Here is a 12,608-nt window from a genome sequence, read left to right as displayed (position 1 = left end):
ATCTAAACATACGGCTAATGTACTTGAGCGGAGAATATGACCTGGCACGCATCCAGTGCTCTTTTTCAGGCGAAAAAAAAGACGCTTTTCAGCGTCTTTTCTTCGAAATATTGGTACCGAGGATGGGACTCGAACCCACAAGCCCGTTAGGGCACTACCACCTCAAGGTAGCGTGTCTACCAATTCCACCACCTCGGTACGGATACTATTTATTAGCGCGGGATATCGCTGCTCGGCTGGGCCGGAGCTGTCGGCTGAGTTTGCTCAGTTTTTGGAGCACTCAGATTATCCCACTCGCTTCCTTTATTGGTCTTGTTGCTGTTGATGTTACCCAGCGCCAGACTGATGATGAAGAACAGCGCAGCAAGAATGCCTGTCATGCGGGTCATGAAGTTACCTGAACCACTAGAACCAAACAACGTGCCGGAAGCGCCTGCTCCGAAGGAGGCTCCCATATCAGCGCCTTTACCTTGCTGCAGCATAATCAGACCAACCAGGCCAATCGCCACAATAAGGAAAACAACTAAAAGAGCTTCGTACATAATCAACCTGTTCCTTGCGGATTCGCCGCATACCAAGTGCTTCGACCAATAAAGCGGGACGTTTTGATGTTTCCCACTGAAGCGGGTGTGAATACTAACCAAAGCGAATGACCTTCGCAAGGGCAATTTCAGCGCATTGTATCAAGTGGGGAAAAAAACAGCAAAAAACGTTTATTTGTCGATTATAAGGCGACAAGCGCCGCCTTTTTAACCACTTAGCCAGATATATCAAACGCTCTTAACTGCATCAGCGATACGATGAGCAAACTCATGTACCTGCTCTTGATGTTCACCTTCTACCATCACACGAATCAGCGGCTCAGTTCCTGATTTACGCAGTAACACACGCCCCCGGTTACCCAGCGCAGTTTCCACTTCTGCCGTTACCGCTTTCACATGTTCATGTTCCAGTGGATTGCCACTGCCTTCAGTAAAGCGGACATTGACCAGAATTTGCGGGAACATTTTCATACCACTGCATAAGTCATGCAGGCTCATGTGGTTACGCGCCATTGCCGCAACCACCTGCAGGCTGGCGACGATACCATCCCCCGTCGTAGTCTTATCCAACAGAATCACGTGACCAGAGTTCTCCGCACCGATACGCCAGCCTTTCTCCTGAAGTTTCTCCAGTACATAGCGGTCGCCTACTTTTGCACGAACAAAAGGAATACCTAGCTGTTTGAGCGCCAGCTCCAGACCCATGTTGCTCATGAGTGTCCCAACGGCACCGCCTCGTAGCTGCCCCTGACGTAACCCTTCACGGGCAATGATGTAGAGAATCTGGTCACCATCAACTTTGTTACCTTCATGATCAACCATAATGACGCGGTCGCCATCACCATCATAAGCAATACCCAAGTCAGCTTTTTCTGCCAATACGCGGGCCTGTAGAGCACGAACGTCTGTCGCCCCAACTTCTTCATTGATATTGAGACCATCAGGCTCGCAGCCCATTGCAATAACCTGAGCACCCAGCTCACGGAAAACGCTTGGGGCAATATGGTAAGTCGCCCCATGAGCACAATCGACAACGACTTTCAGAGCATTCAGGCTCAGCTCGTTCGGGAAGGTTCCCTTACAAAATTCAATATAGCGACCTGCGGCATCGACAATACGGCTGGCTTTACCCAGTTCTGCAGAATCTACACAGGTGAGCTCCTTTTCCATCTCGGCTTCAATGGCTTCTTCAACTTCATCCGGTAACTTAGTGCCCTCGATGGAGAAAAATTTAATACCATTGTCATAGAACGGATTATGCGAGGCGGAAATAACAATCCCGGCTTCGGCACGGAACGTACGCGTCAGATAGGCGATTGCCGGAGTTGGCATCGGCCCGGTAAAGGAAGCAGATAGCCCCGCAGCAGCCAAACCGGCTTCCAGCGCAGACTCCAGCATATAGCCAGAAATACGTGTATCTTTACCTATAATAATTTTACGCGATCCATGGCGTGCCAGCACTTTTCCTGCCGCCCAGCCTAGCTTTAATACAAATTCCGGCGTAATTGGCGCATCGCCTACGCGCCCACGAATACCATCAGTCCCAAAATATTTGCGGTTACTCATAACGTTTATTTTCCTTAGCGGCCAGGGTAGCTTCCACCACGCGCAGCGCTTCTACCGTTTCTTTGACATCATGGACGCGGATAATCTGCGCGCCCTGCATTGCTGCAATGACTGCACAAGCCAGGCTACCATTCAGGCGCTCTGTCGGCCCAACATTAAGTAGCTGACCTACCATTGACTTACGCGACATACCTACCAGTAGCGGGAGACCGAAATGATGGAATTCCCCAAGCCGGGCAAGCAGCTCATAATTATGAGAAAGATTTTTACCGAAACCGAATCCCGGGTCGAGCAGCAATTTCTCTTTTGAGATACCAGCCTGCTCGCAACGCACAATATGTTCGACAAAAAAGCGCTCAACATCAGCAAAGACATCTGCATACTTTGGCGCTTCCTGCATTGTTTTCGGCTGTCCCTGCATGTGCATAAGGCATACTGGTAACCCGGTTTCGGCTGCCGCTTCCAGCGCACCTGGCTCCGTGAGCGAACGAATATCATTGATGATATGCGCGCCGACCCGCGCTGACTCGCGAATGACTTCCGGCTTCGAGGTATCAACGGAAATCCACACCTCAAAGCGCTGAGCAATCGCTTCCACCGCCGGAATCACTCGTGCCAGCTCCTCCTCAACGCTAACATCCACAGCCCCCGGGCGTGTCGATTCTCCGCCGATATCAATGATAGTTGCCCCTGCATTGATCATCAGATTGGCATGTTTAACCGCTTCCACCAACGTATTGTGGGTTCCGCCGTCAGAGAACGAGTCCGGTGTAACGTTGAGAATCCCCATCACATGTGGATGAGAGAGATCGAGGGTCGAACCCTGGGCTACGAGTTTCATCACAAAATCCCTGAATCAGAGAGAGGTTGAAAAAGAAAAACCCCGGAGCGGATGCCCAGGGGTTTTAGAAAAGTACAGCAGATCAATAGCGGCTAACTTATTTATCGCCTAGCTGTTCTGACATGGTGTTGCCCGGGTTTGGCGTACGCGGCTCATCGACCGGACGCGGCGCACTCGGGGTGCCATTATTGCCAGAATTATTAGATGAACCCGGTTCTTCCCAGCCAGCAGGCGGGCGAACATCGCGGCGGGCCATCAGATCATCAATCTGCGGCGCATCAATGGTCTCATATTTCATGAGAGCATCTTTCATCGAATGCAAAATGTCCAGATTGTCGTTCAGCAGATGGCGTGCACGATCGTAGTTGCGCTCAATCAGTAATTTCACTTCTTGATCGATAATACGCGCGGTTTCATCAGACATATGTTTCGCTTTCGCGACGCTGCGACCGAGGAACACTTCACCCTCTTCTTCCGCATACAACAACGGACCGAGTTTTTCAGAGAAGCCCCACTGGGTCACCATGTTACGCGCCAGATTAGTCGCAACTTTGATGTCGTTTGAAGCCCCGGTAGAAACATGTTCTACGCCGTAGATAATCTCTTCTGCAAGACGACCACCGTACAGAGTTGAGATCTGACTTTCCAGTTTCTGACGGCTGGCGCTGATTGCGTCGCCTTCAGGCAAGAAGAAGGTCACACCCAACGCACGTCCGCGCGGAATAATCGTCACTTTATGCACCGGATCGTGTTCCGGAACCAGACGACCAATAATCGCGTGGCCAGCTTCGTGATAAGCGGTGGATTCCTTCTGCGCTTCGGTCATCACCATGGAGCGACGTTCCGCGCCCATCATGATTTTGTCTTTCGCTTTCTCGAACTCAACCATCGAAACAACACGCTTGTTGCCACGCGCAGCGAACAACGCCGCTTCGTTCACCAGGTTTGCCAGGTCAGCACCGGAGAAACCAGGTGTTCCGCGGGCAATGATTGCTGCATCGATATCAGGAGACAGCGGTACGCGACGCATGTGAACTTTAAGAATCTGTTCACGGCCACGGACATCCGGCAGACCCACAACAACCTGACGGTCAAAACGGCCTGGACGCAGCAGAGCCGGGTCAAGTACGTCAGGACGGTTAGTCGCAGCAATCACGATAATGCCTTCATTACCTTCGAAGCCATCCATCTCAACCAGCATTTGGTTCAGAGTCTGCTCACGTTCATCATGACCGCCACCAAGACCGGCACCACGCTGGCGACCAACGGCATCGATTTCATCGATGAAGATAATGCATGGAGCCGCTTTCTTAGCCTGTTCGAACATGTCACGCACACGTGATGCACCGACACCCACAAACATTTCGACAAAGTCAGAGCCCGAAATAGTAAAGAACGGTACTTTAGCTTCGCCAGCGATCGCTTTCGCCAACAGCGTTTTACCCGTACCCGGAGGACCAACCATCAGGACGCCTTTCGGGATTTTACCGCCCAGTTTCTGGAAGCGGCTTGGCTCGCGCAGGTATTCAACCAGTTCAGCCACTTCCTCTTTTGCTTCGTCACAACCCGCAACGTCGGCAAAAGTGGTTTTGATCTGATCCTCCGTCAACATGCGCGCTTTGCTCTTACCGAACGACATGGCACCTTTGCCACCGCCGCCCTGCATCTGACGCATGAAGAAGATCCAGACACCAATCAACAACAGCATTGGGAACCAGGAAATGAAGATAGAAGCCAGCAGGCTTGGCTCTTCTGGCGGTTCGCCAACCACTTTGACGTTTTTCGTCAACAGGTTATCGAGCAGCTTCGGATCGTTAACCGGAATGTAAGTCGTGTAACGGTTACTATCTTTCTTGGTAACGTTAATCTCACGTCCGTTGATACGCGCTTCGCGAACCTGGTCCTGATTGACCTCTTGCAGGAAGGTTGAATAATCTACCTTTCGGCCATTCGACTCGCTGGGCCCAAAGCTCTGGAATACTGACATCAGCACAACGGCAATGACCAGCCAGAGTATTAGGTTTTTCGCCATGTCACTCAAGGGATTAACCTCTTATTACAACTGTGTTAAAAACAGCGTCAGGATACTCTATATCCAGTTTCTTTCAAACTTTCGTTTGAAATCTACCGGTTATGGTTTACGCCCGGTCGCTACAATGTACACTTCACGCGAACGGGCGCGAGAAGAGTCCGGCTTACGAACTTTGACCTTCGTAAACAGGGAGCGAATCTCTCTTAGATACTCATCGAAGCCTTCGCCCTGGAACACCTTCACTACAAAACTACCACCTGGCGCTAATACATCACGAGCCATTCCAAGCGCCAATTCCACCAGATACATGGCCCGGGGAATATCCACCGCCGGTGTTCCACACATATTTGGTGCCATATCGGACATGACCACTTGTACTTTACTGTCACCTACGCGCTCAAGTAACGCTTTCAGGACTAATTCATCACGAAAGTCACCCTGAAGGAAGTCCACACCAACGATTGGATCCATAGGTAAAAGATCGCAAGCAATGATGCGGCCGCTGTTACCGATCTGCGTAACCGCGTATTGCGACCAGCCACCGGGTGCAGCGCCGAGGTCAACAATCGTCATCCCCGGTTTAAAAATTTTGTCACTTTGCTGTATTTCATCAAGTTTAAACCAGGCACGGGAACGTAACCCCTTTTTCTGTGCCTGTTGAACATATTTATCGCTAAAGTGTTCCTGGAGCCAGCGACTTGAGCTGGCAGAACGCTTTTTACCTGTCATTTAACATTCCCATTTCGGGTTCATCATACTTTGCGACGTAAAAATCGACACGGTAGTTTGGCGATATATGGGAGATGGCGGTAGAATGAACCGTTTTCAATCCCAACGTAAGCAAAAAAATACGATGAATCTGAGTACTAAACAAAAACAGCACCTGAAAGGTCTGGCACATCCGCTCAAGCCGGTAGTTATGCTTGGCAACAATGGTTTGACCGAAGGGGTACTGGCCGAGATTGAACAAGCGTTAGAGCACCATGAACTTATCAAGGTGAAGATCGCCTCGGAAGATCGCGACACTAAAACCTTGATCGTGGAAGCCATCGTGCGCGAAACCGGCGCCTGTAACGTACAGGTCATCGGTAAAACGCTGGTCCTGTATCGCCCGACTAAAGAGCGTAAAATCTCGCTGCCACGCTAAGAATATCCTGGTTATCGACACAACTTTGTGTAAATCGAGGGTTTTCTGCGGGTAGACGAGCAAAATGCCATGCTCCGGACGTTGATAAAAGGCCGCTATGCGGCCTTTTTCCTTTCTTTACAATCCATCAACATCGTAGCCGTAAATTCGGATTAAAGGTACTCAACCTTAATAATTTCGAATTCGACTTCACCGCCTGGAGTACGGATTACGACAACATCATCCTGTTCTTTACCGATCAGGCCACGTGCAATCGGCGAGTTTACAGAAATCAGATTTTGCTTAAAATCAGCTTCATCGTCGCCAACGATACGGTAAGTCTGCTCTTCATCGGTATCAAGATTCAAAACACTGACTGTTGAAGCAAAAATCACCCGGCCATTGTTTGGCATTTTGGTGATATCGATAACCTGCGCATTCGACAGTTTCGCTTCGATATCCTTAATGCGACCTTCACAAAAACCCTGCTGTTCGCGAGCTGCATGATACTCAGCATTCTCTTTCAGATCGCCGTGTTCACGGGCATCAGCGATAGCAGCAATAATTTCAGGGCGACGCACGGACTTCAGAAAATCCAGTTCTTCGCGCAATTTTTCAGCGCCACGTAAGGTCATCGGAATAGCTTGCATTTGTTATACCTCTTTATCATTCTTTCATGGAACGGACACCGCCGTTCCGCAACCGGTCAAGCCTTAAGCAAGACAGGAGCAAAAAGAAAACCGACCCGGAAAGCAATCCCCCAGGCCAGCAGCAATTTTCAATTTGATATGTATTTTACCCTGAAGTTCACTATGGGTCATCGTTTACTTTACAGGGTGTTGCACCGTAGTATGACGGCTCGGTTTCAGGTTGTTAGCGCGAGATTATGCGATTTTCCAGATTTATCATCGGATTGACTGCCGGCATAGCGATTAGCGCTCAAGCGGCGAATATTGACGAGTACATCAACCAGCTTCCTGCGGGTGCGAACCTTGCCTTTATGGCACAAAAGGTCGGCTCCCCGACGCCGGAGATAGACTTTCACAGCCAACAAATGGCGCTCCCAGCCAGTACCCAGAAAGTGATAACCGCTCTGGCCGCGCTGCTGCAACTGGGTCCGAATTTCCGCTTCACTACGACGCTGGAAACTAAAGGCAATATTGAAGGTGGCGTACTAAAGGGCGATCTTATTGCGCGTTTCGGCGGCGATCCAACGCTCAAACGCCAGGATATACGTAATATGGTCGCCACGTTGAAAAAAGCGGGTGTCCAGCGTATTGATGGCAATGTGCTTATCGATACTTCTGTGTTTGCCAGTCATGACAAAGCGCCAGGCTGGCCGTGGAATGATATGACACAATGCTTTAGCGCGCCCCCAGCGGCGGCTATTGTCGATCGCAACTGCTTCTCCATTTCGCTCTACAGCGCGCAAAAGCCGGGAGATCTGGCGTTTATCCGTGTGGCATCCTACTACCCGGTGACGATGTTCAGTCAAGTGCGCACCCTGGCGCGAGGCTCTTCTGAGGCGCAATACTGCGAGCTAGACGTGGTCCCAGGCGATCTAAATCGATATACCCTGACCGGATGCCTACCACAGCGCAGCGAACCTTTGCCGTTGGCCTTCGCCATCCAGGATGGTGCTGGCTACGCCGGTGCGATTCTGAAGTCTGAACTGACTGATGCCGGTATTACCTGGAGCGGTACACTGCTACGCCAGACATTGGCTAACGACCCCGGTACCGTGCTCGCAACAACCCAATCTGCACCGCTGCACGACCTGCTGCGGATCATGCTGAAAAAATCAGACAATATGATTGCCGATACCGTATTTCGTACCATTGGACACGCTCGTTTCGGCGTACCGGGTACCTGGCGAGCGGGTTCCGATGCAGTACGGCAAATCCTGCGCCAGCAGGCCAGTGTCGATCTCGGGAATACCATTATTGCGGATGGCTCAGGTCTGTCGCGCCATAACCTCATCGCACCCGCGACGATGATGCAGGTACTACAGTACATTGCTCAGCACGATACTGAACTCAACTTTATCTCAATGCTGCCTCTGGCAGGGCACGATGGCTCTCTGCAATATCGAGCGGGTCTACATCAGGCTGGCGTTGATGGCAAAGTTTCCGCCAAAACGGGCTCTCTGCAAGGGGTTTACAATCTGGCTGGTTTCATCACCACGGCCAGCGGGCAGAAAATCGCATTTGTGCAATATTTATCAGGCTATGCTGTGCCACCAGCCGATCAACGCAATCGACGTATTCCACTCGTGCGTTTCGAAAGTCGGTTGTACAAAGATTTGTATCAGAATAACTAAGACAAAGGGCCGCATCACATGCGGCCCTTTTAGATTGCTCAAAATTAACGTTTGTAGATGAATTCGACGCCTTCTTCGTCGTCTTCGTCCCAATCATCATCCCAATCTTCGTCGTCTTCCACTTCGACTTCCGCTTCTTCAAGCTGCTGACGGTGATAGTCATCCCACATAAACTCGACTTTTTCCGCCGACTTCGCTTCTTCAGCATGAACGATTGGATTTTCGATGATAAAGGTCATCACGTCCCAACACAGATCCTTCACCCCCTGCTGGCTGGCGGCAGAAATCAGATAGAACTTGTCTTCCCAGCCCAGCGCTTCAGCGATGGTTTTCGCTTTGGCTTCCGCCTCGGCTTTATCCATCAGGTCGATCTTGTTAAAGACCAGCCAACGCGGTTTAGAAGCCAGTTTCTCGCTGTATTTCTCCAGCTCACCGATAATGATCCGCGCGTTCTCAACCGGATCGGAGCCGTCAATCGGTTCGATATCAATGAGGTGCAAGAGTACACGGCAGCGCTCAAGGTGCTTCAGGAAGCGAATACCAAGACCGGCCCCCTCTGCAGCGCCTTCAATCAGTCCAGGGATATCCGCAACGACGAAGCTCTTCTCGTTGTCCATACGCACAACACCGAGGCTCGGTACCAGCGTAGTAAACGGATAGTCAGCGACTTTGGGCTTCGCTGCAGAGACTGCACGAATAAAGGTGGATTTACCTGCATTCGGCATCCCCAGCATCCCTACGTCCGCCAGCAGCATCAGCTCCAGTTGCAGATCGCGTTTATCGCCTGGTGTACCCATGGTTTTCTGACGCGGGGTACGGTTGACGGACGATTTGAAGCGGGTGTTACCCAAACCGTGCCAGCCGCCTTTTGCGACCATCAGGCGCTGACCGTGCTTGGTCATATCGCCCATCGTCTCACCGGTCCCCTGGTCAATAACACGAGTCCCTACCGGCACCTTCACCGTCACATCTTTACCGCGCTTACCGGTACAGTCGCGACTCTGACCATTCTGTCCACGCTCAGCGCGGAAGGACTTCTCAAAACGGTAGTCGATCAAGGTATTCAGGTTCTCATCCGCTTCAAGCCAGACATCACCACCATCACCACCATCACCACCGTCCGGGCCGCCTCTCGGGATATATTTTTCGCGGCGGAAGCTAACGCAACCATTGCCGCCATCACCTGCTACGACCAGGATCGTTGCTTCATCAACAAACTTCATTTTACTCTCCGTAAATCATTCGCCTGAGCGGGGCAGCGGCACAACCGCTCCTCGCTTTCGCCACCGTCCCCAAAGACGATGGCCGACGGCGGAATACATCGCGCCCGCAACCACGACAAACGCACCGAGATAACCCATCAGGTTCAACAGCGGTCTGGCGAAAACGTCTGGCCAGGCCAGTGATAATAAATCTGAAAATAGCAGCGTAAACAGCGGCGTTAAGGTAATCAACGCGCTCACTTGCGCCGCCTGCCAGCGCGCCATAGCTTCCGCCAGCGCACCGTAGCCCACCAGAGTATTCAACCCGCAAAAAACCAGGCAGGCCAGTTGCCAGTCGCTTAACGCCAGTACCTGCGATGGCGTCGCCAACGGCAAAAGCGCTATCGTACATAAAGTGTACAGCAAAAACAGGATCTGCTGTGATGCCAGACGGCGTAATAACACCTTTTGCGCGACGCCATAACTCACCCATACCGTCGCGGCCCCAACACCGAAAATTACCCCCCACGTGTAATCAGTCAGACGGGTAAAAATCTCAATCAGGCTGGTGTTGAAGAACATCACCAGACCGCTAACCAGCATCATCGCCCCCACAATCTGAGTACCGCGCATTCTCTCTTTGAGGATAAACACGCTGGCAACCATCATACCGACAGGGGACAACTGACCAATCACCTGGGAAGCGGTGGGGCTGAGATATTGCAGGGAAGAACTAAACAGAATGAAGTTACCGAACAAACCACCTGTCGCAATGGCCAGTAGTATCAGCCAGCGCGGCTTGCGAAAGATGCGCAGCGGAGGTAGCTTCCTTTTGATGACCAGAATGGTCCCAAGACCAAAACTTGCCATCAAAAAGCGATAAAAGACCACCGTCGGCGGCTCCATCACTTCAAGAACCTGCTTCATAGCGATCGGCAAAGCACCCCAGCACATTGCAGTGGTGAGCGCTAAAAGAATGCCGATGCCGGCCTGCTGCTTCATGCCCGTTTTCCCTGCAGAAAATTTTCCGGGTTTTCAATGTAAAAAGCCCCGCAACACGTTGCGGGGCTTTAATCCGTTACCGGACCACGAAAAACTTACTCAGCAACGATGCTGATGTATTTACGGTTGTTCGGGCCTTTAACTTCAAATTTCACTTTGCCGTCTGCTTTAGCAAACAGAGTGTGGTCACGACCGCAACCTACGTTAGTGCCAGCGTGGAATTTGGTACCACGTTGACGAACGATGATGCTACCCGCCAGAACGGATTCGCCACCGAAACGCTTAACGCCAAGGCGTTTAGCTTCTGAATCGCGACCGTTACGAGTTGAGCCGCCAGCCTTTTTATGTGCCATTTAAATCTCTCCTCAGGTCTTAGGCGCTGATGCCAGTAATTTTCACATCAGTGAACCACTGACGATGGCCCTGCTGCTTACGGTAGTGTTTACGACGACGAAACTTAACGATTTTAACTTTCTCGCCACGACCATGAGCAACAACTTCAGCTTTGATTACGCCGCCCTCAACGAAAGGAACGCCGATCTTAATTTCTTCACCGTTTGCGATCATCAGCACTTCAGCGAACTCAACAGCTTCGCCAGTTGCGATGTCCAGCTTTTCCAGGCGAATGGTTTGACCTTCGCTTACTCGGTGTTGTTTACCACCACTTTGGAAAACCGCGTACATATAGAACTCCGCTTCCGCGCACCTCTTCGTATGATTCAGAGTGCGCTATAAATATTCACAATAGGGCGCGAATATTACGCAAAACGCGAGCCTTTGACAAGAGCGATCAGCGATCAACGCAGAAAAAAAACACAACTTTCACTACAACGTTTATCTACGCCAATTTTTCAGTACAATCACATATTCTTTTAATTCTATCTTAATCCTTCTGTGATCCCATTCGGATACGCGGTAACAGGACATTTGGCCCGGCTTTTGCGATGAATTTAGAAAAAATCAATGAGTTAACCGCGCAGGATATGGCGGGCGTCAATGCGACAATCCTTAAGCAACTCGACTCTGATGTTCAGCTTATCAATCAGTTAGGCTATTACATCGTCAGTGGAGGCGGCAAACGTATTCGTCCGATGATCGCCGTGCTGGCCGCACGGGCCGTCGGTTACCAGGGTAACGCGCACGTCACCATCGCCGCTCTGATCGAATTTATCCATACCGCCACCCTCCTGCATGATGACGTCGTCGATGAGTCAGACATGCGCCGAGGAAAAGCCACAGCAAACGCCGCTTTTGGCAACGCAGCAAGCGTACTGGTGGGTGATTTCATCTATACACGCGCCTTTCAGATGATGACCGCTCTTGGTTCATTGAAGGTTTTGGAAGTGATGTCAGAAGCCGTTAATGTCATTGCAGAAGGCGAAGTTCTGCAATTAATGAACGTCAACGATCCCGACATCACTGAAGAAAACTATATGCGGGTTATTTACAGCAAGACCGCCCGCCTGTTTGAAGCCGCTGCCCAGTGTTCAGGGATTCTGGCCGACTGTACTGCAGAACAAGAGAAAGCGTTGCAGGATTACGGACGCTATCTGGGTACTGCTTTCCAGCTAATCGATGATTTACTCGACTACAGTTCCGATGGCGAGCGTCTTGGCAAAAACGTCGGGGATGATCTCAACGAAGGCAAACCCACCCTTCCTCTGCTGCACGCAATGCGTCATGGCACAGTAGAGCAATCCGCTATGATTCGCGGCGCGATTGAGCAGGGTAACGGCCGTCACCTGCTGGAAGCCGTACTGGAAACCATGGCGGCCTGCGGTTCGCTTGAATGGACCCAAAAACGTGCGGAGGAAGAGGCGGATAAAGCAATTGCCGCACTTCAGGTCCTTCCTGACTCCCAGTGGCGCGAAGCGCTAATTGGTCTCGCTCATATTGCGGTACAACGCGACCATTAATCCCCCTCTCACTTTCCCGCGCACTGCGCGGGAAAGTTCCAATAAAATTCAATAACGTCTC

13 protein-coding genes and 1 tRNA gene are annotated in these 12,608 nt (G+C 51.1%); 3 read left to right on the top strand and 11 right to left on the bottom strand.

Annotated elements, in window-relative coordinates:
- Window positions 1-111: 111 nt before the first annotated feature.
- From HV213_RS03125 to rlmE, 6 genes are all read right to left on the bottom strand, one after another.
- Window positions 112-198: transfer RNA gene (locus tag HV213_RS03125), tRNA-Leu, on the bottom strand.
- 14 nt (window positions 199-212) lie between these two features.
- Window positions 213-542 (bottom strand): preprotein translocase subunit SecG, encoded by a 330-nt coding sequence (secG, locus tag HV213_RS03120; RefSeq protein ID WP_112213566.1) that lies wholly within the window; start codon window positions 540-542, stop codon window positions 213-215.
- Between the two features lie 228 nt (window positions 543-770).
- Window positions 771-2,108, bottom strand: coding sequence for a phosphoglucosamine mutase (gene glmM / locus HV213_RS03115; protein ID WP_181484728.1), 1,338 nt, complete (start codon window positions 2,106-2,108; stop codon window positions 771-773).
- Window positions 2,101-2,949, bottom strand: coding sequence for a dihydropteroate synthase (folP, locus tag HV213_RS03110; protein WP_181484727.1), 849 nt, complete (start codon window positions 2,947-2,949; stop codon window positions 2,101-2,103). Before folP ends, glmM begins: the two co-directional genes overlap by 8 nt.
- Window positions 2,950-3,046: 97 nt before the next feature.
- Window positions 3,047-4,981, bottom strand: coding sequence for an ATP-dependent zinc metalloprotease FtsH (ftsH, locus tag HV213_RS03105; protein WP_110272863.1), 1,935 nt, complete (start codon window positions 4,979-4,981; stop codon window positions 3,047-3,049).
- 99 nt (window positions 4,982-5,080) lie between these two features.
- On the bottom strand, window positions 5,081-5,710 hold the full coding sequence (rlmE, locus tag HV213_RS03100; protein ID WP_004106110.1) for a 23S rRNA (uridine(2552)-2'-O)-methyltransferase RlmE: 630 nt from the start codon (window positions 5,708-5,710) through the stop codon (window positions 5,081-5,083).
- Window positions 5,711-5,834: 124 nt separating this feature from the next.
- Between rlmE and yhbY the strand changes: the two genes are divergently transcribed.
- Window positions 5,835-6,128, top strand: a complete 294-nt coding sequence (gene yhbY, locus HV213_RS03095) for a ribosome assembly RNA-binding protein YhbY (RefSeq protein ID WP_003025016.1) — start codon at window positions 5,835-5,837, stop codon at window positions 6,126-6,128.
- Between the two features lie 152 nt (window positions 6,129-6,280).
- Here the strand turns inward: yhbY and greA are convergent, their stop codons facing one another.
- Window positions 6,281-6,757 (bottom strand): transcription elongation factor GreA, encoded by a 477-nt coding sequence (gene greA, locus HV213_RS03090; protein ID WP_110272862.1) that lies wholly within the window; start codon window positions 6,755-6,757, stop codon window positions 6,281-6,283.
- A 236-nt stretch (window positions 6,758-6,993) separates the two neighbouring features.
- Between greA and dacB the strand changes: the two genes are divergently transcribed.
- Window positions 6,994-8,427, top strand: coding sequence for a serine-type D-Ala-D-Ala carboxypeptidase (dacB, locus tag HV213_RS03085; RefSeq protein WP_181484726.1), 1,434 nt, complete (start codon window positions 6,994-6,996; stop codon window positions 8,425-8,427).
- A gap of 44 nt (window positions 8,428-8,471) precedes the next feature.
- Here dacB and cgtA read toward each other — a convergent pair whose 3' ends face one another.
- The 4 genes from cgtA to rplU all read right to left on the bottom strand — a co-directional run bounded on the left by cgtA (window position 8,472) and on the right by rplU (window position 11,315).
- Window positions 8,472-9,650, bottom strand: a complete 1,179-nt coding sequence (cgtA, locus tag HV213_RS03080; RefSeq protein WP_181484725.1) for an Obg family GTPase CgtA — start codon at window positions 9,648-9,650, stop codon at window positions 8,472-8,474.
- Between the two features lie 15 nt (window positions 9,651-9,665).
- Window positions 9,666-10,631, bottom strand: a complete 966-nt coding sequence (locus HV213_RS03075) for a DMT family transporter (RefSeq protein WP_181484724.1) — start codon at window positions 10,629-10,631, stop codon at window positions 9,666-9,668.
- A gap of 95 nt (window positions 10,632-10,726) precedes the next feature.
- Window positions 10,727-10,984, bottom strand: a complete 258-nt coding sequence (gene rpmA / locus HV213_RS03070) for a 50S ribosomal protein L27 (RefSeq protein WP_003861831.1) — start codon at window positions 10,982-10,984, stop codon at window positions 10,727-10,729.
- A gap of 19 nt (window positions 10,985-11,003) precedes the next feature.
- The gene (gene rplU, locus HV213_RS03065; RefSeq protein ID WP_004106123.1) at window positions 11,004-11,315 is read right to left on the bottom strand and encodes a 50S ribosomal protein L21; all 312 of its coding nucleotides are present in this window, start codon (window positions 11,313-11,315) and stop codon (window positions 11,004-11,006) included.
- Between the two features lie 260 nt (window positions 11,316-11,575).
- On the opposite strand from rplU, the gene ispB reads away from it, so the two are divergent.
- Window positions 11,576-12,547 (top strand): octaprenyl diphosphate synthase, encoded by a 972-nt coding sequence (gene ispB / locus HV213_RS03060; protein ID WP_110272858.1) that lies wholly within the window; start codon window positions 11,576-11,578, stop codon window positions 12,545-12,547.
- Window positions 12,548-12,608: the final 61 nt, after the last annotated feature.

Source organism: Klebsiella sp. RHBSTW-00484 (assembly GCF_013705725.1).
In the GTDB taxonomy this organism is placed as follows: Bacteria; Pseudomonadota; Gammaproteobacteria; order Enterobacterales; family Enterobacteriaceae; genus Klebsiella.
Note: the sequence above shows the minus strand (reverse complement) of the source record. Positions and strands in the feature narration are given on the sequence as shown.